Source organism: Nocardioides jejuensis (assembly GCF_004337475.1).
Taxonomy (GTDB): domain Bacteria; phylum Actinomycetota; class Actinomycetes; order Propionibacteriales; family Nocardioidaceae; genus Nocardioides; species Nocardioides jejuensis.
On the sequence record NZ_SJZJ01000005.1, the window covers coordinates 46,397 to 69,268 of the forward strand.

General features: G+C 70.6%; 11 protein-coding genes. 7 read left to right on the forward strand and 4 right to left on the reverse strand.

Features of this window, described 5'->3' with window-relative positions; all coding sequences use genetic code 11:
* Positions 1-8: 8 nt before the first annotated feature.
* The 3 genes from ygfZ to EPD65_RS04675 all read left to right on the forward strand — a co-directional run bounded on the left by ygfZ (position 9) and on the right by EPD65_RS04675 (position 2,702).
* Entirely contained in the window at positions 9-995 is a 987-nt protein-coding gene (ygfZ, locus tag EPD65_RS04665) for a CAF17-like 4Fe-4S cluster assembly/insertion protein YgfZ (RefSeq protein ID WP_131582006.1), read from the forward strand.
* A gap of 98 nt (positions 996-1,093) precedes the next feature.
* Complete coding sequence (locus tag EPD65_RS04670) at positions 1,094-1,519, forward strand: phosphomannose isomerase type II C-terminal cupin domain (protein ID WP_243640447.1); 426 nt, start codon at positions 1,094-1,096, stop codon at positions 1,517-1,519.
* Positions 1,520-1,547: 28 nt separating this feature from the next.
* Entirely contained in the window at positions 1,548-2,702 is a 1,155-nt protein-coding gene (locus EPD65_RS04675) for an acyltransferase family protein (protein WP_131582007.1), read from the forward strand.
* Positions 2,703-2,868: 166 nt separating this feature from the next.
* Here EPD65_RS04675 and EPD65_RS04680 read toward each other — a convergent pair whose 3' ends face one another.
* Genes EPD65_RS04680 through EPD65_RS04695 form a run of 4 tightly spaced genes read right to left on the reverse strand, consistent with a single transcriptional unit; the run spans position 2,869 to position 7,652 of the window.
* Positions 2,869-3,573, reverse strand: coding sequence for a hypothetical protein (locus tag EPD65_RS04680; protein ID WP_207891407.1), 705 nt, complete (start codon positions 3,571-3,573; stop codon positions 2,869-2,871).
* A 4-nt stretch (positions 3,574-3,577) separates the two neighbouring features.
* Positions 3,578-5,230 carry a serine/threonine-protein kinase gene (locus EPD65_RS04685; RefSeq protein WP_207891408.1) on the reverse strand — a complete coding sequence of 551 codons (1,653 nt, stop codon included), beginning with the start codon at positions 5,228-5,230 and terminating at the stop codon, positions 3,578-3,580.
* Positions 5,227-6,861 carry an FHA domain-containing protein gene (locus EPD65_RS04690; protein ID WP_131582009.1) on the reverse strand — a complete coding sequence of 545 codons (1,635 nt, stop codon included), beginning with the start codon at positions 6,859-6,861 and terminating at the stop codon, positions 5,227-5,229. Before EPD65_RS04690 ends, EPD65_RS04685 begins: the two co-directional genes overlap by 4 nt.
* Positions 6,858-7,652 (reverse strand): PP2C family protein-serine/threonine phosphatase, encoded by a 795-nt coding sequence (locus EPD65_RS04695; protein ID WP_207891409.1) that lies wholly within the window; start codon positions 7,650-7,652, stop codon positions 6,858-6,860. The genes EPD65_RS04690 and EPD65_RS04695 overlap by 4 nt, the downstream gene beginning before the upstream one ends.
* A 142-nt stretch (positions 7,653-7,794) precedes the next feature.
* Between EPD65_RS04695 and EPD65_RS04700 the strand changes: the two genes are divergently transcribed.
* The 4 genes from EPD65_RS04700 (at position 7,795) to EPD65_RS04715 (ending at position 22,871) form a co-directional block, all read left to right on the forward strand.
* Positions 7,795-14,100, forward strand: coding sequence for an Ig-like domain-containing protein (locus tag EPD65_RS04700; RefSeq protein WP_165872880.1), 6,306 nt, complete (start codon positions 7,795-7,797; stop codon positions 14,098-14,100).
* Positions 14,101-14,293: 193 nt separating this feature from the next.
* Positions 14,294-20,533 (forward strand): Ig-like domain-containing protein, encoded by a 6,240-nt coding sequence (locus tag EPD65_RS04705; protein WP_131582011.1) that lies wholly within the window; start codon positions 14,294-14,296, stop codon positions 20,531-20,533.
* A 48-nt stretch (positions 20,534-20,581) separates the two neighbouring features.
* The gene (locus tag EPD65_RS04710; RefSeq protein ID WP_131582012.1) at positions 20,582-21,550 is read left to right on the forward strand and encodes an AAA family ATPase; all 969 of its coding nucleotides are present in this window, start codon (positions 20,582-20,584) and stop codon (positions 21,548-21,550) included.
* A 4-nt stretch (positions 21,551-21,554) separates the two neighbouring features.
* Positions 21,555-22,871: a DUF58 domain-containing protein gene (locus EPD65_RS04715; RefSeq protein WP_131582013.1), complete on the forward strand. Its 1,317-nt coding sequence runs from the start codon at positions 21,555-21,557 to the stop codon at positions 22,869-22,871.
* Position 22,872: the final 1 nt, after the last annotated feature.

The following is a 22,872-nucleotide window of genomic DNA, read 5'->3' on the forward strand; positions in this document are numbered from 1 at the left end:
CTTGTCGGGTGAGTGACATCCCGAAGAGCCCGCTTCTCGCCCTGCCCGGCGCGGTCGCCGGCGACGGCATCGATGCGCCCGTGGCAGCGCACTACGGCTCCTTCAACGCCGAGCAGCGGCGGCTCGCGGGTGGCGACGGGTTCGTCGATCTCTCGCACCGCGACGTGGTCCGGATCTCCGGGCCCGAGCGGCTCGCGTGGCTGCACAACCTGACGACGCAGCAGTTCACCGATCTGCCCGCAGGTCGCTGGGTGACGGCGCTGATCCTCAGCCCCCAGGGGCACGTCGAGCACGCCTTCACCGGCGTCGACGACGGCGAGGCCTTCGTCGCGCACACCGAGCCGGGCGCCGGTGAGGCGCTCCGAGCGTTCCTCGGCCGGATGATCTTCATGACCCGCGTCGAGGTCGATGACGCCACCGACGAGCTCGCCGTCGCCTGGCGGGCAACCGGCTCCGGCGAGGGCAAGTACGAGTTCGTGCCGCGCGACCGCCTGACGTCGTACGCCGAGGCGGCCGGGCCCGCTGCCGGCATGTGGGCCTTCGAGGCCCTCCGGATCGAGCGCGGTGAGCCGCGCCTGGGCCTGGACACCGATCACCGCACGATCCCCAACGAGGTCGGCTGGGTGCCGGCCGCGTCCGTGGCGGGCGTGCTGGGAGAGGCGGCCGTCCACCTCGAGAAGGGCTGCTACCGCGGTCAGGAGACGGTCGCGCGCGTCCACACGCTGGGCCGTCCGCCGCGTCGGCTGGTCCTGCTCCACCTCGACGGATCCGAGAACCGCCTGCCCGCCGCCGGCTCGCCGCTGCTGTACGGCGACAAGGAGGTCGGTGTGGTCGGCACGTCGGCCCGTCACCACGAGCTCGGCCCGATCGCCCTGGCCCTGGTCAAGCGCAACGTGCCGGTCGACGCCGCGCTGAGCGTCGACGGCATGCCGGCGGCCCAGGAAGTCGTCGTGGACCCGGAGATCGGGCTCCACGTCCGACCCAATCTGCGCTGACGGCCTAACGTGACAGCCTCCTGAACGTTGTGCCACTACCCGGCCAACCCGCCCAAGTGGGCCGTAGGCTGGGTCCAGCACATGTGACGGGGAAGACAGTGAAGGAACAGGCTTCGATGGTGACCGACTACGCCGAGCGCCCGTGGGGTTCGTGGCACACGATCGACGAGTCTGCGGGCTACAAGGTCAAGCGCATCCACGTGAAGCCCGGTCAGCGCCTGAGCTACCAGACGCACAAGCACCGTTCCGAGCACTGGGTCGTCATCTTCGGCATCGCGACCTGTGTGGTCGACGGCAAGGAGGTCGTCGCCGGTCCCGGTGAGTCGATCGACGTCGCCCAGGGTGCTGCGCACCGGATCACCAACCAGCACGCCGAGGAGCTCGTGATCATCGAGGTCCAGCGCGGTGCCTACACCGGTGAGGACGACATCCTGCGCCTCGAGGACGACTACGGCCGCTGCGAGTGCGACGACGACCACGGTGACGGCACCGTCGCGATCCACGCGGCGTCGGCTTCTGCCTGACGTCTCGGGCCGCTCCCGGCTCGCCGGGATGGACGGCCTGCGCGGGGTCGGTGCCTTCGCGATCGTCATCGCGCACGTCTGGCTCAACCTCGGCAGCGCGGCACCGCTCGGACGGCTCCCGTCACTGATCCAGCGCGCGCCGCTGTTCCTGGTGATGTTCTTCGTCCTCTCGGCCTTCCTGCTGTACCGGCCGTTCGTGGCTGCCGGACTCACGGGGCGACCCGCACGGGTCAGGCGGTACGCCGCCAACCGGGTGCGGCGGATCGTGCCGGCGTACCTGCTGGTGCTGGGGGTGTCGGGCTTCGTGGTGGGTGCGGCGACCGTGGCGCCGTTCCGGGTCGACGCCGGCATGCCCCCGACGCTCCCCGAGACCGGCTGGCTCTGGACCCACCCAGCGCTGACGCTGGTCAACGGTTCGCTGCTGCAGACGCTGCTGCCCGGCACGGTGATGACCGGGATCGGGCCGGCCTGGACGCTGACCGTCGAGCTCTGCTTCTACCTGCTGCTCCCGGTGCTCGCCGGGCTCGCCTTCGCGGTGGGCACGCGGCGCCTCGGCGTACCTGCGGGGGTGACGGCGTGGGCCGGACCCGCGCTGCTCCTGGTGACCGGTCTCGTGACCAAGTGGATCCACGTGCACGTCGTGCTGGCCGGGATGACGCCCGTCGAGGCGTTCTTCGCCGACTGGGGACCGACCTGGCAGGCGGTCTTCGCGCGCTCGGTGCTGGTCAAGGCCGACCTGCTGGGCATCGGGATGGCGTGCGCCGTGCTCCTGGTGCGCTGGCGTGGCACCTCCCGTACGCCGCTCCGGCTCGCCGCGATCGCCGGGCTCGTGCTCGGTGGCCTGCTCGTCGCCGCACTGCTGCCGACCTGGTACGACACCGGCTGGGGTCTCTTCTGGGCCGGGGTGATCCTGCTGATCGCCACCCGGCCGCCGGGGCCGGGGCTGGGGCGTGTGGCGGGCTTCTTCGCCTGGCGTCCGGTGCACTGGGCGGGCGAGGTCTCGTACAGCGTCTACCTCTGGCACCTACCGGTGATCCTCGTGCTCGCGCGCGCCGGGTGGACCGCGCCGCAGACCAGTGCCGGCTTTGCGCTCAACTGCGCCGTGGTCGTCGCAGTGACCTACGCGCTCGCCCACCTGACCTGGTGCTTCGTCGAGCGACCGGTGCTGCGCAGGGCGCGCTGACAAACCTGTGGTGGAGACGAGCAGCCCGGCGGCACCGACACGGCTGTGTTGCCATAGGCCGCTTTCTCGGTGGGCCCTCTAACGGTGACTGCGACACAGGTGTATCGCAGTCACACGTAGCGCCACCCCTGTGATGACGGGTGCTTGGCGGCACATGCGTGTCGCATCAGACGTTGTCCGGGTTGTCGTCCAGCGAGTCGAGCCAGACCAGGTCCTCGATCGTGACCAGGCGGGCCGCGAGCGCGTACTCCACGAGCCGGACGCGGCGGTTGCTCGCGGTGCGGTCGGTGCTGCCGACGAGGCCGCGGACGCCCATCTTCGCCAGCTTCTCGCAGACGTTGTCGAGCTTGCGGTTGAACTTCGTGGTCGTCCATCCGAGCCGCTCCGCCGCAGTGCGCGAGTGCGGGATGGCGCCGGCGCCGCGGTTGCCGCGGCGCAGGATGTCCTCCGCCAGGGCGAGGATCAGCAGGCGCTGGTCGGGGGTGAAGCTCACCCGGCCCATCGTGGTCGCGCCGTCGCCGGCCTGCTCCTCCACCGCGGTGGAGAACGGCGCAGCGTCCTGCGAGACGTCGAGCTCGTACGTCGTCGGGCCGGCCGTGAACCAGACGACGCAGTGCGGGAAGACGAGGGGCACGCGCGCGCCGGGGGAGAGCCAGGTCTGCACGAGGCCGTGTGCGTCGGCGATCGTCGCGGTGAGCGCGTTGCCGACGTTGGCGAGCCAGAGCAGCCCGTCGACGTAGGTGAACTCGAGGAAGCGGCGGTGCAGGTAGGGGTTGTCGTCGATGACGAGATCGCCCTCGCGTCCGACGCAGACCTGGGCGTCAGCAGTGACCTCGTGGATCTCGCCGCAGTAGTCGACCGTTGCCTTCACCGGATCACCTCGTGCACGCCCGTCCGGCATCGGTCGAGCCGGCGGTGCCGCGGCGCGCCTGGACGGCGATGCAGGTGGCGCCGTCGGGAAGGGCGGTCACGGTGGCACTGGTCTTGTCGGTGCGCTTCCACTGCCGGGCCACGGCGCCGTTGCGCGAGACGACCTCGTACTGGTACCAGTCGCCCTTCTGCTCCCGGTCCCACGTGAAGGTGATCCGGTCGCCCTTGACCCCGGCGACGCGCACCGTCGGGTTGGCCGGATTCAGCTCGACGTTGACGTCGGCGGGGCTGGTGGCGCCCGGACCTTCGGTCAGGTTGACGCTCTGGGGTGCCTCGGTGTCGCCGCCGCGCGACAGGAAGGCCCCGATTGCCACGGCCGTCGCCAGGAGTGCAACGGCGCCTCCGATCGCGATCCAGCGACCGCCGTTGCCCGAGGTCGCGGGCTCGTCGGCGACGGGCGCCTCCGCGCGGGCCGGCCGTGCGGTCGTGGGTGCGGCGCCCGCCGGAGGCGTGGCGCGGACGGGGCGTGCCGCAGTCGGCGCCGCGCCGGTGTCTGCCCGGGCCGGCCGGGCAGTGGTGGGGGCCGAGCCGGTGTCGGCGCGGGTGGGGCGCCGTGCGGTCGGCGCTGCGCCCGAGGCGGGCTGCGCGGGAGCAGCCTGCACCGGGCTGGACGGTGTGAGGGGGACCCGCAGCGTGGTCCGCTCGGCACCCTCCGGCGTCGTCTCGGGAAGGGTCTGGGTCGGCGTCTGCGAGAACGGCTCGGCGCCCGAGGTCCGGACCGGGTCATGGCCGTGCTCGAGCACGACGATCTCGGTGCGGGCCAGGCGCAGCTCCTGCTCGACACGCTGGAGGTGGCGGGCGAGGTCCATGGCACTGCGCGGACGGTGCTCGGGCTTCTTGGCCATTGCCTGCGCGAGCAGTCGTTCGAGGCTGCTCGGCACGTCGGCCCGGCCGGTCATCGGCGGCTTGGAGTGGACGATCCGCGTGAAGAGCGCCCGCTGCGAGTTGTCGTCTCCCGGCATGCTGAACGGCGAGCGCCCGACCAGGAGATTCCACAGGGTGGCGCCGAGGGAGTAGACGTCGGAGGCCTGCGACCCGTTGGACGCGCCGGTCAGGACCTCGGGTGGCGACCACGGCATGGAGACGCCGACGTTCTCCTCCTCCTCGGCCTCGCCGGGACGGCCGGCGATGCCGAAGTCGGTGAGACCGGGGACGCCGTACGAGCTGATCAGGACGTTCTGCGGCTTGATGTCGCGATGGATGATCCCCGCGCGGTGGGCGGTCTCGATCGCGCTGGCCAGCTGGATGCCCATCTTGAGTGCGTCGGGCACGGACAGCGGCTGCGCCTTGACGCGTTCGGCGAGGTCCGGACCGGGGTAGTACCGCATCTCCAGGTACGGGCGGCCGTCCGGAGCCGTGCCGGCCCCGAGCACCGGAACGATGTACGGGTGCTCGGCGAGCTCGCCCATCGTGTCGGCCTCGGCGACGAACTGGGCCTGCTGGGCCGCGTCCATGATGTCGGCCTTGAGCACCTTGACGGCGACCTGCATGCGCGGCCGCTGGCGCTCGTACAGGTAGACGTCGGAGAAGCCGCCGGAGCCGAGCTTGTGCTGGTAGTCCAGACCGGGGAGCTCCGGGCCCTGCTCGTCGGCGCTCACGGCGTGACCTCGTAGCGGAGCGTCACGATGTCGGCGATGCCGATCTCGGCGCCGTTCTCGAGCTGGTAGTCCTCGTTGGCTCGCAGCTGCTGCGGCGAGCCGCCCGGCAGGGTGAGCGTGGTGCCGTTGGCAGTGCCGAGGTCGCGCACGATGACGTGCCAGCCGTCGAGCGTGATGCGGGCGTGCTGGCGGCTGATCTCGCCGGAGTCTCCGACACGCAGCAGGTGCGGCCGCTCGGTCGTCCCTTCGGGCTCGAACGGTGCGCGGCCGAGCACCGCGTCCTTGTCGAGCACCAGTCGGTCGCCGTTGGCCAGGACGAGTGCGCCGAGCGCGGGCCGCGGAATCTGGCGCGGCTCCTGGTTGTCGGACACCGGCTTTCCGCAGAGGCGACAGGTCGGCTCATGGGCCGGCGTGGGGTGGCCCGCGGGGCAGTCGATCGCCAGCACGCTCGGGCCGACGATGCCGGCAGAACCGAGCTCCTTGAGCAGGTCGGCGCGACTGAGCGTCTGCTGCTCACGTGCCGACGGCTCGGATGGCTCGGACGCCGGCGTGGTGGCGGGTGCTGCCGCGGGACGTGGTGCTGGGGGCGGCGTGGGTCGCTCCGGTGTCTGGTACGCCGGGGCCGGCCGCGCCTCCGCGGGCGCCGGGGTCCAGCTGCCGCTGAGCCACGGAACGCCGTCGATGAGCCCGCTGCCCGCACCCGCCGGTGCGGCGGGTGCTGCCGGGGGCGCATCGGCGGGGTCCGCCTCCGCGTCCGGCTCTGCCGCCGGTGCGTCATCGGAGTCGGTGGTCGCGGCGTCGTCGGCCTTCCAGACGGCCGTCATCGAGGTCGCGGGCATCGGGGCAGCGGACTCCTCGACCGGCGGCTCCGCGATCACGGGCTCCCTGGACGCGGCGTCCTCGGTCATCTGCGCGAGCAGCGCATCGCGATCGGAGGTGTCCGACGTGAGCAGCGCGTGGAACGTCTGCGCGCGAGCGGCGAGCGGATCGGCCTCCTCGACGGGCTCCTCGACTGGCTCCGCTGCCGGGACGTCGTCGGCGGGCGCTGCCTCGACGTCAGGGTGCTGAGGGGCGGCGCTGTCCGTGGCTTCAGCAGGTGCTGAGGTCGGCGCGACAGGTTGGGTGACCGCGTCCGGCGCGGGCGTCGCCGCTGTATCGGCGGGCGCGGCCGCCGGGGCTGGCGCATCGGCCGTCGCGTCGAGCGTCACCGTCACTGCGCCGGCTGCGGTGACCCCCACGTGCAGCGGCAGCTGTACGGCGGTACCGACGCCGGCGTCCGCGCGCAGGACCAGTGACGTCACTGCCTGGAGCGTCACGTCGGACCACGTGCCTCCCGGGGTGGAGCCGAGCGTGACCGGCGCGCCGTCGACGATCGCCTCGACCACCGCGGGGTGGCGGACGACGAGGCGCGTCGTCGCGCCGTCCGTCGCGGCCACCGCGAAGGCTGGCATGGCGTCGAAGCCGTCGGCCAGCAGCAGCTGGAGCACGCCGTCGATCGCTGTCGCGGAGGCCGGGCGAAGGGCCTCCCAGAGCTGGGGGAGTCGCGGGTCGTCGATCCGGATGCCGGCGAGCATCCGGGCGTTCTCGCCGCAGATCGCCACGGCCTCGCCGGGCGTGAACGTCGTCGTCATCGCTCGTCCTCCAGGAAACGGGCACGCGGTCCGGTCGTGGCCAGCGCGGTGTCGTCTGCCAGCTCGGTGTCGGGCAGCCGCACCAGGACGGCGGTGACGTTGTCACGTCCGCCGGCCTCGACGGCAGCGGCCACCAGCCGGGCGGCGCCTGACTCGGGAGAGGCCGAGTCGCGGCCGATCTGCAGGATCGTCGCGTCGTCGAGCTCGTTGGTCAGGCCGTCGGAGCAGAGCAGGAAGGTGTCGCCCGCAGCCGGCGGGAAGATCCAGACATCGACCTCGGGAGCAGGATCCGAGCCGAGGGAGCGCGTCACGATGTTGCGGAGCGGGTGGATCCGGGCCTGCTCGTCGGTCAGGCGGCCGGCGTCGACGAGCTCCTGCACCTCGGAGTGGTCGTGCGTGAGCAGACGGATGCCGGTGTCGCTGAGGCGATAGACCCGCGAGTCGCCGACGTTGAAGACCAGCCAGTGCGGCGACCCGAAGTGGTCGATCAGCGCGATGCCGGTCAGGGTCGTGCCCATGCCGTCGTGCTCCGGGTTGGCCCGGGCGTCGGCGAGCAGGGCGGCGTTGGCCGCGACGACTGAGCGGCGCACGTCGTCGGCGGAGAGGTCGTGGCGTCCGGCGAGTGGGCGGAACGCGTCGATCGTGAGCCGGCTCGCGACGTCGCCGCGGGCGTGGCCGCCCATGCCGTCAGCCACCACGGCCAGGTGTTTCGCGGCCAGGCACGCGTCCTCGTTGAGCGCACGGACCGCACCGACGTGGGACGCCGCCCCCATCTCCAGCTGCACAGCCACCTGCTCTCCCGTGATGCACCGCCAGTGGTGCGGATCCCCGTCATTGCATCGGGACAGACAGGCTTCCGCGATCACCCCGTCGACGTCTAGTCCAGTTGGACTATATGTTGGCGCGAACTTGCATCGCACAAGGGGGACTTGGATGCACTCTCGGGGTTTTCTGCGTCGTCATCGGGTGACGGTCGCGTCGTGGACGGCGCTCACCGTCGTCACTGGCGCACTGGTGGCGTACGCGGTCGCGTCCGACGGTTACCCGGTGCACAAGGCCGAGCTCAACGACGGCGGGGTGTGGGTGACGAACCAGTCGATGGGTGCGGTCGGTCGGCAGAACGTGCCGGTCGCGCAGATCGACGGCCGGGTCTTCGCCGGAGCTGCGTTCACCTCGAACCCGAGCCTCGACGTCCTCCAGGACGGGTCGGCCGTCATCTCGGTCAACCGCGCGACCCAGACCCTGATGCCGATCGATGCCGCGATGGCCGCCGGCCTCGACGAGGAGACCGTGTCCGCAGCAGGCGCGGCAACGCTGTTCGGTGGCGGCAGCGTCGGCAGCCTCGACCCGTCGACCGGCAAGCTGTGGGCCACGACCGTCGACCCCGACAGCGGAGCCGGCTCGCTCGCTGAGCTGGGTGCCGAGGCCGACCCCGTGGGCCGAGTGGGCGGTGGTGCGGTCGGCACGGCTGGCTCGGACGGCACGCTCTACGCGGCATCGGCGGACAGCGGAAACCTCCTGACGCTGCGTCGTACGCCGGACGGCCTGGGCTTCGAGAAGCCGACCTCCACGCGCGTCGACGCAGATCTGCCCGCCGCGCTGCACCAGATGTCGGCTGTCGGTGAGCAGCCGGTCCTGCTCGACGACCAGGGCAACCTGGCCACGCCGGACCACGACCTGACCAACGTCGGGGACGGCGCACGACTCCAGCGGGAGGGGCGCTCGGCAGACGAAGTGGTGGTCGCGACCCCGGAGGCGCTCGTGGCCGTTGCCCTCGACGGCGCGTCCCGCCGCACGCTGGCGAAGGTAGATGCCGCGCAGTCGACGGCGGCCCCGGTCGTGATGCCCAACGGCTGCACCTTCGGTGCCTGGGCGGCGGGCGAGGTCGGCACGCTGGCGTCTGCCTGCGGCGGCGCGAAGGCGTCGGTCAACACGTTCGACATCAAGGACGGTGCTGAGCTGGTCTTCCGGGTCAACCGCAATCAGATCGTCCTCAACGACGAGAAGAGCGGCATGACCTGGACGGTCACCGACTCGGCGCCGCAGCTGATCTCGAACTGGGAGGCGTTCCGTCAGGAGACCTCGAAGAAGGACGACTCCAAGGCGCACAAGACCGAGGCGCAGACGACCCAGCCGCCGCAGGCGAACCCCGATGACCTGGGTGCTCGTGATGGCCGTACGACGGTGCTCAACGTCCTCGACAACGACCTGATCGCCTCCGACGGCATCCTGTCGATCGTCGATGTCACGGGCGTGACCCGCGACGACGTCCACGTCCGGATCGCTCCTGATCGGCAGTCGCTGCTCGCGACGGTGGACCCGGGTGCGAGCGGGATCGCCAACTTCCGCTACACGATCGACGACGGCACGGGGAAGAAGACCTCGCAGGCCGACGGAAAGGTCACCCTGCACGTCCGCACCGACGGTGGCAGCGGCAAGCCGGTCCTCCGCAAGCACGCGACGTCGCCGACGTACAGCGTGGCAGCCGGCAGCGTTGTCGAGTTCCCGGTGACGCCGGAGTGGCGCGATCCCACGTACGGCGACCCGGTCGTCGTCCAGTCCGTTCGCAGTGCGGGGGACGTGGAAGTCAGCACGACCGCGCTCGGTCTCGTGCGGTTCGAGGCCCCGCCCGGCAGCAAGGGAGGCCTGCGCACCGTCAACTATCTGGTCAGCACGGGAGCGGAGACCGTTGCCGGCAAGGCGACGGTCGACGCCGTGCCGGCCGGGACGCGCACCGTCGCGCCGCAGGCGCAGCCGGACGTGGTCTCGGGTGAGGTGGGCGGTCCGATCACGGTGAAGCCGCTGGACAACGACATCCCGGGTGCGGATGGGTCCGATGCAGGTGCCCGCCTGACGCTCGCGGGGCGGGTTGCGCCGACGGGTGGACTCGGCGTGGACACCGACCTCGACTCGGGGCGGGTGACCGTCACGGGTGCTCGGCCCGGCACGTACTACCTCGACTATCGCGCCGGGTTCGGTGCCGCTGCGCGTGACCAGAGCAGGATCCGCGTCGACATCTCGCCGCGCACCGCAGACGGTCGGGCGCCTGTCGCATCGCCCGATGTGGCGGTGGTCCACGGGGTCTCGCCGATCACCGTCGACGTCCTCGCCAACGATGTCGATCCCCAGGGGCGGATGCTCGTGGTCCAGCACGCGGAGCCGTCGAGCCCGGACAGCCAGCTGGAGGTGGCCGTCATCGACGGTCGCTGGCTCCGGGTCAACGCGATCGATGGGGCGATGTCGCCGAAGAGCCAGTCGGTGACGTACACGATCAGCAATGGTGATGCGACGGCCGAGGGGTCGGTCAATGTGACGCAGCGCGATGCGTTGTCGGGTGCGGAGAATGCGCCGATTGCTCAGACGGACCGGATCACGGTGCGTGCGGGCGACACGGCGGCTGCCCCGGTGCTGGACAACGACGCGACGCCGTCGGGTGATCCGGTGGGTCTGGTGCTGGATGCGTCGGTGGAGCCGATCGGCGAGCTGCGTGTCCTGCCGAAGGTCGGCGCGGCGTATGTGTCGGGTCGTCAGGTGCGGTACGTCGCTCCGGCCGACGTGAGCGGGCCGACGGATGTCGATGTGCAGTACGTCGTGGAGAACACCGGTGATCCGACGGCGGAGACGGCGATCGGGACGTTGAAGGTGCACATCACGCCGGCGCCGTCGGCGAAGAACCCGGACCTGGCCCCGACGCCGCGCGCGCTGGAGGGCCGTGTCGTGCAGGGCGACCTGGTGACGTTGAAGCTGCCGCCGACGGGGTCGGACCCGGACGGCGACTCGGTGGCGGTGACGGGTGTGGCCACGGCTCCGAAGTTCGGCCGGATCCTGGCGTTCGGTGCGAACTCGTTGACCTATCAGGCCTACCCGGATGCCACCGGCACGGATGACTTCACCTACGAGGTGACCGACCCGTTCGGCGAGTCCGCCATCGGCCAGGTCCATGTCGGCGTCGTCGAGGCCGGCGCCCCGCAGGCGCCGGTGGCCGTCAACGACAGCTTCATCGCTGACCCGTCGCGCACGGTCGACGTCGACGCCCTGGCCAACGACCTGCGTACGCCGGGGACCCGGGTGCGGATCCTTCCGCTGGAGCATGCGGGCGCCGGCGTACGACTGGGGAGCGAGGGTGGGCCGGTCAGTGTGGCTGCTCCGCCGCATGGTCAGAGCCGCAACGTCACGTACACGATCAGCAACGGCCTCGCGGAGTCCCGGGGAGTCGTGACCGTCGTCGGTCAGGATGGCTACAACAACCCGCCGGTGACGCGCGATCTCTTCGCCAAGCCCAAGGCACACGCGGCCACCGTGACGGTCGATGTGCTCGCTGCGGTGCACGACGTCGACGGCCCCGAGGACGCGATGAAGCTGGATGCCGTGACCGGTGTCGAGTCCGCGACGGGAGAAGCCGGCCCGCGGATCCACGGCGGGTCCGTCGAGATTCCCGTCAAGGACGTCGCGCAGGTGCTGGCCTATCGGGTGCTGGATGACGAAGGTGCTGCGGCGGCGGGTGCGATCTACGTGCCGGCCAAGCCGACGGGCACGCCGTATCTGAAGCCGGGCGCGTCGATCGAGATGAAGCCGGGCTCGACGAAGGATGTCGACCTGAGCGATCTGGTCGAGGACCCCGAGGGCGACCCGGTGGTGCTGACGACGGTCGACGGGATCGGCGCCTCGCCGGCCGAGCGGCTCACGGCCACGGGCAAGGACAAGGACACCCTGGAGCTGACCGCGACGAAGAGCGAGGGTCCCGGTTCGGTGGTCTTCGAGGTGTCCGACCGTGCCAAGCTGACCGACCCGGAGGCGCACACGGCGTTCATCTCGGTGCCGGTGCAGGTGGGCGACCTCAAGCCGGTCATCAACTGCCCCTCGATGCCCATCGACGTGCCGGAGGGTGGAGTCAGCAAGTCGATCGACATCGCCTCGGTCTGTCACGTGTGGACCAGCGACCCCCGCCAGGCCCGCGACCTGAGCTTCACGGCCGCGTGGAAGAAGCAGCCGACGGACGTCGACCTCGAAGGGTCGGGCCGGAGCGTCCAGCTCGTCGCCGGTGGGGGAGCGCGCCGTGGCGACACGGGAGTCGTGGCGCTCGCGGCCAAGGGGTATTCCGCGAGCGGAACGCTGCTGGTCCGTGTCGTCGCGCTGCCCGCTCCGAAGCTCGCGCCGATCCACCTGGACACCGAGGCCGGCAAGCCAGTCACCGTCGACGTCGACCAGTACCTGACCTCGCCACTGCCTCCGTCGTCCCGCGACGTCAAGGTCATGAAGGTCGCGGCGCTCGCGGGCGCCTCGGCATCCAGCAGCGTCTCCGGGTCGGACCTGACGCTGTCGCCCCAGCCCGACACCGACGGCCTGATGCACTACCGGCTCGAGGTCAGCGACGTCGGCGGCAGCACCACGAGCGCTCGCCCGCGGGCAGCGGGTGACGTCACGCTGGCGGTCGTGGCGCGCCCTGATGCCCCGACCGGGCTCGTCGCGGGGCAGGAGATGCTCGCCAACACGGTCGCCCTGACCTGGCGTACGCCGGACAACAACGGCAAGCGCATCGATGGCTACGAGGTGCAGTACTCAGGCAAGACACACAACACCTTCCGCTGCTCCGGTACGCCGTGCCGGGTCACGGGCCTGAAGAACGGCGACCCGTACACGTTCAAGGTCCGCGCGCACAACGCCACCCAGCAGAACGGCGGCTGGTCGGAGTGGAGCAACACCGCGAAGGCGACCCCGGACGCGCTGACCGGTCCGCCGCTCGACCCGACCGTCGTTCTGCAGCGGGACAACGCACTGACCGTGAAGTGGTCGCCCCCGGCCCCCTGTGACTGCTCCGACGTCCAGAAGTACCGGGTCACCTGGCCCGGCGGCGTCAGGGACCTGTCGGCTGCCACCCGCGAGACCACGGTGTCGGCTGCGAACGGCGACCCGATCACCGTGACCATCAAGGCGCTCAACAAGAAGGGCATCCAGACCAACGACGGGCCGTCCACCAGCGTCACCGGCACCGGCGCGGGCAGGCCTGCGATGCCGGCCACGCCTTCGCTCGCACCGGCCAACCGGCCCGGCAACGCGTCCAAGGCGATCAACGTGTCGTGGGCACCGGTCGGCGCCAACGGCCCGGGCCCGGCGTCGTACCAGGTCCAGCGCAGCAGCGGCGCCGGCACGACGATCGTGTGTGCCTGGACGACCGCGACGTCCTGCAACGACGAGGTGACCAACGACGGCACCGTCTACAGCTATCGGGTCCAGGCCAAGAACGCCGAGGCTGACTCCCCGCGCGAGACGACGGCCGCCGGCAAGGCCACCCACATCTCCGACTGGAGCGGTGCCCGCTCGATCGAGGCATCCGCACCGCCCGCCGCGCCGAACCTCACGTCGGCCACGCCCACAGGGGCGAACAGGACGGTGGCGATCACCTTCGATGTCGGCGCCTCGCACGGCAAGAGCAACACCGTCACCTGCTCGGCCAACGGTTCTTCGTGCGGCACCTGGACCTTCGCGAACGCCGGCCAGAGCGGCGTTCCGAAGACCATCACGGTGCCCTCGAACGGGTCCGCCACCACGATCACGCTGAACGCCTGCAACGGTGGTTCGGCCAATCTCTGCGCGGGCTCCAACTCGCGTTCGGTGGTCGCCTACGGTCCGATCGGCAGCGTGTCGATCAATGCGACCCCGGACAGTCCGGCGGTCGGTGACCGGACGACCAACTGGTCGATCTCGGTCGATCCCAACGGTGCCCCCGTGCACTGGGTGGTCCGCAGCTCCGTCAACGGCGTCATCGCCCAGGGCAACTCTCAGAACGGGGCGTTCAACAAGTCCGGCGGCGAGACCCTCGGCTACTCCACCAACGTCACCTACACCCTGACCGTCACCGATGCGAGCGGCCACGGCCGCACCGGCAAGAACGACTCGAACGGCGCCCGCACCGGCTCTGCGCCGCCGCCCCCGCCGCCTCCGCCCCCGCCGGGTGGCGGCGGAGGATCGGGTGGATCGGTGACCGTGTCGAGCGTGCCGAACGGGTGCGACATCGCGGGCTGCAATCCGCGCTGCCCGAGCATCAACGGATGCTGGAACCTCACGGCGACGGGGCACAGCTTTGCCTCGCCGTCTTCGTGCCACCTGGCCGGCAGCAGCCAGTCGGCACCGTTCACGCTGGGCAACTACTCGAAGGCTGTCCCCGGCACGTACACGGCGGGCACCTACTACGTGACCTGTGCGAACGGTGCGAGATCCAGTTCGTTCACGCTCAGGTAGCCGCGCCGGGCGGGGACGCCGGGTGGCGGCACCGGGTAGTTCTCCCCATCCGGATCGTGGTGAATTCACCGGCGACCCATCGACGTCTAGTCCGCTTGACGCTACGTTGACTCAGAACTTGCAACGCACAAGGGGGATGTACGTGCGCTCTCGGGGTGGTACTCGGGCATTTCTTCGCCGCCACAAGGTGACGGTGGCGTCGTGGACGGCGCTGGCCGTGGTCTCCGGCGTGCTCGTCACGTACGCCGTGAACGCTGACGGGTATCCCGTGCACAAGGCCGAGCTCAACGACGGCGGCGTGTGGGTGACGAACCAGTCGATGGGTGCGGTCGGTCGGCAGAACGTGCCGGTCGCCCAGATCGACGGCCGGGTCTTCGACGGAGCCGACTACACCTCGAACCCGAACCTTGATGTCCTCCAGGACGGGTCGGCGGTCATCTCCTTCAACCGCGCCTCCAACTCGTTGCTCCCGATCGACGCCGCGATGGCGACCGGACTCGACGAGCAGGCCGTCACGGCCGCGGGCTCGGCCACGCTCTTCGGTGGCGGCAGCCTCGGCGCGCTGGACCACTCGACCGGCAAGCTGTGGGCGACGACCGTCGACCCCGACACCGGCACCGCGCAGCTCACCGGCGTCACCAAGGACGCCAAGCCTGTGGCAACCGTCGGCGGCAACGCGGTCGGCGCGGCAGGCACGGACGGCACCCTGTACGCAGCGTCCGGCGATGACGGCAAGGTCGTCGCCCTGCGCCGGGCAGCCGACACCTTCGAGAAGCCCGAGGTCGACGACCTGTCGGCGGACCACGAGGGCGACCTCGCGGCGATGACCGTGGTGGGTCAGACGCCGGTGATGGTCGATGACAAGGGCAATCTGCTCACCCGTTCCGACTCGCTCGGCAACGTCGGCGCGGGCGCCGAGGTCCAGCAGGCGGGCCCGGAGAGCGACGACGTCCTCGTGGCCACGCGCGACGCGCTGGTTGCTGTCGCCGTCGATGGCGGCGGCACGCACGAGGTCGCGAAGGTCGGTGCCCAGGCCTCGGCCGCGGCGCCCGTCGAGATGGCCAACGGCTGCGCCTTCGCGGCGTGGGGGAGCGGCCAGACCGGCACGCTGGTCACCGCCTGTGGTGATGCGAAGGCGTCGGTCAACACGTTCGACATCAAGGACGGCGCAGAGCTGGTCTTCCGGGTCAACCGCAACGAGATCGTGCTCAACGACGAGAAGAGCGGCATGACCTGGACGGTCACCGACTCCGAGCCCGAGCTGATCTCTAACTGGGAGGCGTTCCGTCAGGAGACCTCGAAGAAGGACGACTCCAAGGCCCACAAGACCGAGGCCAAGACGACGCAGCCGCCGCAGGCCAAGACCGATGAGCTCGGTGCCCGTGACGGGCGTACGACGGTGCTCAACGTCCTCGACAACGACCTGATCGCCTCCGACGGCATCCTGTCGATCGTCGACGTCAAGGGCGTCACCCGCGACGACGTCCACGTCCGGATCGCTCCTGACCGGCAGTCGCTGCTCGCGACCGTGGACCCGGGTGCGAGCGGCATCGCCAACTTCCGCTACACGATCAGCGACGGCACGGGGAAGAAGACCTCGCAGGCCGACGGCGACGTCAAGCTCACGCTGCGCAGCGACAACGGCAGCGGCAAGCCGAAGCTGCGCGAGAACGCCGAGGCGCACAGCTACCCGGTCGCCGCGGGCGGCGTCGTCGAGTTCGCGGTCACGCCTGACTGGCGCGACAAGGACTATGGCGACCCGGTCATCGTGCAGTCGGTGAAGGCCAGCGGTGATCTGGACGTGAGCACGACCGCGCTCGGTCTGATCCGTGCCGAGGCCCGTCCGGGCAGCAAGGGCGGCATCCAGACGGTCAGCTACACGGTGACGACCGGGGGCACTCCGAGCTCGGGGTCGGTCAAGGTCGAGGTGGTGCCCGCGGGCACGCGCACCGAGCCCGCGAAGGCCGAACCGGACGTGGTGTCGGGTGAGGTCAACGGTCCGATCACGGTGAAGCCGCTGGACAACGACATCCCGGGTGCCGACGGCTCGGACGCCGGCGCGAAGCTCGCCCTGGCCGGACGCGTCACCCCGACCGGCGGTCTCGACGTCGACACCGACCTCGAGTCCGGCGAGGTCACCGTCACCGGGTCGCGACCGGGCACGTACTTCCTCGACTACCGCGCGGGCTTCGGTGCCGCCGCACGTGCGGACGGCAAGATCCGCGTCGACATCACCCCGCAGACGCCGGAGGGCAACCGGCCCGTTGCCACCCCTGACGTCTCGGCGGTCCACGGCTTGTCCCCGGTGACGATCGACGTCCTGGCCAACGACTTCGACCCGCGCGGCCGCATGCTCGTCGTCCAGAACGCCCAGCCGTCGAGCCCGGACAGCCAGCTGGAGGTGGCCGTCATCGATGGTCGCTGGCTGCGGGTCAACGCGATCGACGGCGCGATGTCGCCGAAGAGTCAGTCGGTGACGTACACGATCAGCAACGGTGATGCGACGGCCGAGGGGTCGGTCAATGTGACCCAGCGTGACGCGTTGTCCGGTGCCGAGAATGCGCCGATTGCGCAGACGGACCGGATCACGGTGCGTGCGGGCGACACCGCCGCCGCGCCGGTGCTCGACAACGACGCGACGCCGTCGGGTGATCCGGTGGGTCTGGTGCTGGATGCGTCGGTGGAGCCGATCGGTGAGCTGCGTGTCCTGCCGAAGGTGGGCACGGCGTACGTGTCGGGTCGTCAGGTCCGCTACGTCGCTCCGGCCGATGTCACCGGTCCGACCGATGTCGACGTGCAGTACGTCGTGGAGAACACCGGCGATCCGACGGCGGAGACGGCGATCGGGACGTTGAAGGTGCACATCACGCCGGCGCCGTCGGCGAAGAACCCGGACCTGGCCCCGACGCCGCGCGCGCTGGAGGGCCGGGTGGTGCAGGGCGACCTGGTGACGCTGAAGCTGCCGCCGACGGGGTCGGACCCGGACGGCGACTCGGTCGCGGTGACGGGTGTGGCCACGGCTCCGAAGTTCGGCCGGATCCTGGCGTTCGGTGCCAACTCGTTGACCTATCAGGCGTATCCGGATGCGACCGGCACCGATGACTTCACCTACGAGGTGACCGACCCGTTCGGCGAGTCCGCCATCGGCCACGCCCGGGTCGGTGTGGTGCAGGCGGGCGAGCCCCAGGCCCCCGTCGCGGTCAACGACTCGTGGCTGGCCGACCCCGCGCGCACCGTCGACGTCGATGCCCTCGGCAACGACCTGCGCACGCCCGGCACGCGCGTCGACATCCTCCCGCTCGATGACACCGGCACGGACGTCAAGCTCCAGTCCGACCAGGGTCCCGTGAGCGTCCACGCTCCCGAGGACGGCAAGACCCGCAACGTCACGTACACGATCACCAATGGCCTCGCGGAGTCCCGGGGAGTCGTCAGCATCGAGGGACGCAAGGGCTACAACAACCCGCCCATCACGCGCGACCTGTTCGCCACTCCCAAGGCAGGCGCCGATACGGTCGACGTCAACGTGCTCGCCGCGGTCTTCGACGTCGACGGCCCCGAGGACAAGCTGAAGCTCGACCAGGTCTCCGGCATCGGTGAGAGCCAGGACGGCGACCAGCCGGCGATCCACGGTGGCAAGGTCTCCATCCCGGTCAAGGACGTCGCGCAGGTGCTGGCCTATCGGGTGCTGGATGACGAGGGTGCTGCGGCGGCGGGTGCGATCTATGTGCCGGCGAAGCCGACGGGCACTCCGTTTCTGAAGCCGGGTGCGTCGATCGAGATGAAGCCGGGTTCGACGAAGGATGTCGACCTGAGTGATCTGGTCGAGGACCCCGAGGGCGACCCGGTGGTGCTGACGACGGTCGACGGGATCGGCGCCTCGCCGGCCGAGCGGCTGACGGCCACGGGCAAGGACAAGGACGCCCTGGAGCTGACCGCGACGAAGAGCGAGGGTCCCGGTTCGGTGGTCTTCGAGGTGTCCGACCGGGCGAAGCTGACCGACCCGGAGGCGCACACGGCGTTCATCTCGGTGCCGGTGCAGGTGGGCGACCTCAAGCCGGTCATCAACTGCCCCTCGATGCCGATCGATGTGCCGGAGGGTGGGGTCAGCAAGTCGATCGACATCGCCTCGGTCTGTCACGTGTGGACCAGCGACCCCCGCCAGGCCCGCGAGCTGTCGTTCACGGCTGACTGGAAGCAGGAGGTCAAGGGCGTCGACGTCTCGACCGACGGCGGCCGGGTCCAGCTGGAGGCGAGCGGTGACGCGCACCGCGGCGACACCGGCGTGATCGCGGTCGGCGCCAAGGGCTACGCCGCGACCGGCAAGCTGCTGGTCCGGGTCGTCGCGCTGCCGGCACCCAAGCTCGCGCCGATCCATCTCGACACCGAGGCCGGCAAGCCGGTCACGGTCAACGTCGAGCAGTACCTCAGCTCGCCGCTGCCGTCGAGCAGCCGCAAGGTCAAGGTCATGTCGGTCTCCGCCGAGGGCGGAGCATCCGCAAAGAGCTCGATCGAGGGCACCAAGGTCACGTTCACGCCGCTCCCGGACACCAGCGGCGTCATGCGCTATCGCCTGGCCGTCAGCGACGTCGACGGCAGCACCTCCAGCGGTCGTCCGCAGGCGACCGGCGAGGTCGAGCTCGCCGTGGTGGCCCGCCCCAGCGCACCGACCGGTCTGGTAGCCGGGCAGGAGATGCTCGCCAACACCGTCGCCCTCAACTGGCGCACGCCGGACAACAACGGCAAGCGCATCGACGGCTACGAGGTGCAGTACTCCGGCCCGAGCAGCGGCACCTTCCACTGCTCCGGCTCCCCGTGCCGGGTCACGGGTCTGAAGAACGGTGACGAGTACACCTTCAAGGTCCGCGCGCACAACGCCACCCAGCAGAACGGCGGCTGGTCGGAGTGGAGCAACACCGCCAAGGCGACCCCGGACGCGCTGACCGGCCCGCCGCTCGACCCGACTGTCGTTCGCCAGCGGGACAACGCGCTGACCGTGAAGTGGTCGAAGCCGGCCCCCTGTGACTGCTCCGACGTCCAGAAGTACCGCGTCTCCTGGCCGGGCGGCGTCGCTGACGTCTCCGCGAGCACCCTGGAGAAGACTGTGTCGGCGCCCAACGGCGACGTGATCACGGTCAAGATCATGGCGCTCAACAAGAAGGGCATCCAGACCAACAGCGGCCCGTCCACGAGCGTCACCGGCACGGGTGCCGGCAAGCCGGCTGCTCCGGGTGCGCCGTCGCTCTCGCCGACCAACCGGCCCGGCAACGCCTCGAAGGCGATCAACGTCTCGTGGGCACCGGTGGGCGCCAACGGCCCGGGTCCCGTGTCCTACCAGGTCCAGCGCAGCAGCGGCAGCGGCACGACGATCGTCTGCACGTGGACGACGGCCACGTCGTGCAACGACGAGGTCACCAACGACGGCACCGTCTACAGCTACCAGGTCCAGGCCAAGAACGCCGAGGCTGACTCCCCGCGCGAGCCGTCCGCTGCCGACAAGGCAAACCACATCTCGGGCTGGGGCAGTGCCCAGCAGATCGAGGCGTCCGCCCCGCCCGCCGCGCCGGCCATCACGAGCCTCAAGCCGACCGGTCAGGACGGCACCGCGACGATCACGTTCAACGTGGGTGCGTCGCACGGCAAGTCCAACACGGTCACCTGCCAGTCGAGCTCGGGCGCCTGCGGCACCTGGACCTTCCCGAACGCCGGACAGAGCGGTGTCACCCGGACGATCAGCGGACTCCCGGACGGCAGCACCACGACCGTCACGCTCAGCGAGTGCAACGGCGGCTCGGCCAACATGTGCGCGACGTCGAACTCGGCGCAGGTGGTCACCTACGGTCCGATCGGCGGAGTGTCGATCAACGCGACGCCGGACAGCCCGGCAGCGGGTGACCGGACGACGAACTGGTCGATCTCGGTCGACCCCAACGGCGCTCCGGTGCACTGGGTCGTACGCAGCTCGGTCAACGGCGTGATCGCCCAGGGTGACTCCGGCAACGGAGCGTTCAACAAGTCCGGCGGCGAGACGCTCGGCTACTCCACCAACGTCACCTACACCCTCACGGTCACCGACGCGAGCGGGCACGGCCGCGCCGGCAAGAGCGCCTCCGACGGTGCCCGAACCGGAGCCAACCCGCCGCCGCCGCTCAACGTCTCGGTGAGCAAGGGCGCCTCCTGCTCCGGCTCGGGATGTCCGGGCGCGCAGAGCGCGTGTGCCGCGACGTGCTGGTGGATCGACGTGACGACCAGCGGCTTCAGCGGCGGCGTCTCGTGCGACCTGCACAACGTCTCCGACGGATCCGTCTGGTGGAGCTGGTCCCAGGGTGGCAACGCCACGGCCAACAGCGGCGCCTGGAACGGCAAGACCAACGGCTTCTACGCCACCTGTTCACGGTCCGGCGAGTCCGCCAGATCCGGCAATGCCTGGTAGCCCGGGCTACCGACCCTCCCTCCCGATTCGCACAACCCAGGAGAACTGATGTCCCTCACCACCGACCAGGCGCAGTGGTTCCGCCAGACCTTCGACAAGATGGCGGACAACGTCGAGAAGGCCGTCCTCGGCAAGCGCAACATCGTCAAGCTCGCGCTGACCTGTCTGCTGGCCGAGGGCCACCTTCTGCTCGAGGACTACCCGGGCACGGGCAAGACGCAGATGGCGCGCGCCCTCGCGAACACCATCCAGGGCACCAACTCGCGCATCCAGTTCACCCCGGACCTGCTGCCGTCCGACGTGACCGGTGTGACGGTCTACGACCAGAACAAGAGCGGTTTCGAGTTCCACCCCGGCCCGATCTTCCACAGCATCGTGCTCGCCGACGAGATCAACCGCGCCTCGCCCAAGACCCAGTCGGCTCTTCTCGAGGTCATGGAGGAGGGCCGGGTCACCGTCGACGGCACGACCCACAGCGTCGGCAAGCCGTTCATGGTCATCGCCACGCAGAACCCCATCGAGCAGGCCGGCACCTACCGCCTGCCCGAGGCGCAGCTCGACCGCTTCCTGATGAAGACGTCGGTCGGTTACCCGGACGAGGCCTCGACGGTGGACCTGCTGCTCAACGCGTCCGTGCGCGACCGGGCAGCGCTGGTCGAGCCGATCATCACCTCGGCGACCGTGGCCCAGATGGCCGAGCTCGGCGACAAGGTCCACGTCGATGCCGCGATCGTCCGCTACGTCTCGCAGCTCGCCGAGGAGTCGCGTCGCCACCCGCACGTCAAGCTCGGCCTCTCGGTGCGTGGCTGCCTGGCCTTCGTCCGCGTCGCCAAGGTCTGGGCGCTCGCCGATGGTCGCGACCACCTGATCCCCGACGACATCAAGGACCTGGCCGTGCCGGTGCTCTGCCACCGTCTGCTCCTCGACGCCGAGGCGCAGTTCAACGGCGTCACCGTCGAGCAGGTCATCAGCCAGCTCCTCGACGACGTCGCGCCGCCCAGCGAGCGGGTCGCCTGATCCGATGGCCCGAGTGAAGGGACAGCGCGTCCAGTCGTCCGGTGAACGCCGGACGGCCGGTGCCGTGCGCAGTGCGACCGAAGCGGTGCGTGCCGCGACGGCCCGGGTCGTTCCGGTCCTGACCACGGCGCGCGAGCGCGCGGCCGAGGTCAGCGCTCCGGTGGCCCGGAGGATCGGCCCGGCCTGGGCGACGTTCACCCCGGCGGCGCGGGCGCTGCTGGTCGTCGGTGTGATCGCCTGGGTCGCGGCGGCGTGGGGTGGCTGGCGCGAGATGGCAGTAGTTGCCGCCGGCATCCTCGTCCTTCTCGTGCTCGCTGCTCTCTTCATGATCGGCCACACCAACCTCGAGGTGCGGCTGACCACCGAGCCGCCGCGGGTGACCGTGGGCGACCCGGTGACGGGCGAGGTCGAGGTCCGCAACAAGGCGAAGTCGCCGCTGCTGCCGGTCCGTCTGGACCTGCCCGTGGGGCAGGGCGGAGTCGCGTTCGACCTGCCGGCCCTGCGTCCGGGCACCACCCACGCCGAGCTCTTCGTCGTACCGACCGAGCGCCGCGGTGTCATCGAGGTGGGCCCGGTGACGACCGGTCGCGGTGACCCGGTGGGACTCTTCCGCCGCGAGGTCACGTGGTCCGACGTGCACGAGATCTTCGTGCACCCGGTGATCACGCCGCTCGAGCCGCTCGGCGCCGGCCTGATCCGCGACCTCGAGGGCAACGTCTCGGAGAACATCTCCCAGAGCGACCTGGCCTTCCACGCGCTGCGCGAGTACGCCCCGGGCGACGACCTGCGGCACATCCACTGGCGTTCCTCGGCACGCCACGGCCAGCTGCTGGTGCGCCAGTTCCTCGACACCCGCCGCTCCCACATCAACGTGATCGTCGACGCCGACCCGGCGTCGTACCGCGATCCGGAGGACTACGAGCTCGCGATCAGTACGGCGGCCTCGCTCCTGGTCCGCGCCATCATGGACGGCTTCGACGCGACGTTCCTCAGCGGGCAGCACGCGATGACGCGCGGCACCGGCCGCTCCGCGCTCGATGCCTGCTCGCGTGCCGAGCTGACGGGCGACCGGATCACCGAGGTCGCCGGACGCGGCGCGCGGCTCGCGCCCGACACCAGCCTGGTCTGTCTCGTGACCGGACCGCACGCGCCGTTCTCCACGCTGCAGCGGGCAGCGGCGCACTTCCCGATCGAGGTCGCGAAGCTCGCGATGATCGTCGACCCGCAGGCATCGGCGTCGCTCAAGGCCGTCGCGGACCTGCCCCTGCTCACGCTCGGCACCCTGTCCGAGCTCCCCGGCCTGCTGAAGTGGGGTCTCTGAC

Bases quoted from the DNA above. Each gene is read 5' to 3' on its own strand.
- EPD65_RS04675 (WP_131582007.1), top strand. From the start codon at position 1,548: ATGGACGGCCTGCGCGGGGTCGGTGCCTTCGCGATCGTCATCGCGCAC.
- EPD65_RS04690 (WP_131582009.1), bottom strand. From the start codon at position 6,861: ATGACGACGACGTTCACGCCCGGCGAGGCCGTGGCGATCTGCGGCGAG.
- EPD65_RS04700 (WP_165872880.1), top strand. From the start codon at position 7,795: ATGCACTCTCGGGGTTTTCTGCGTCGTCATCGGGTGACGGTCGCGTCG.
- EPD65_RS04710 (WP_131582012.1), top strand. From the start codon at position 20,582: ATGTCCCTCACCACCGACCAGGCGCAGTGGTTCCGCCAGACCTTCGAC.
- EPD65_RS04715 (WP_131582013.1), top strand. From the start codon at position 21,555: ATGGCCCGAGTGAAGGGACAGCGCGTCCAGTCGTCCGGTGAACGCCGG.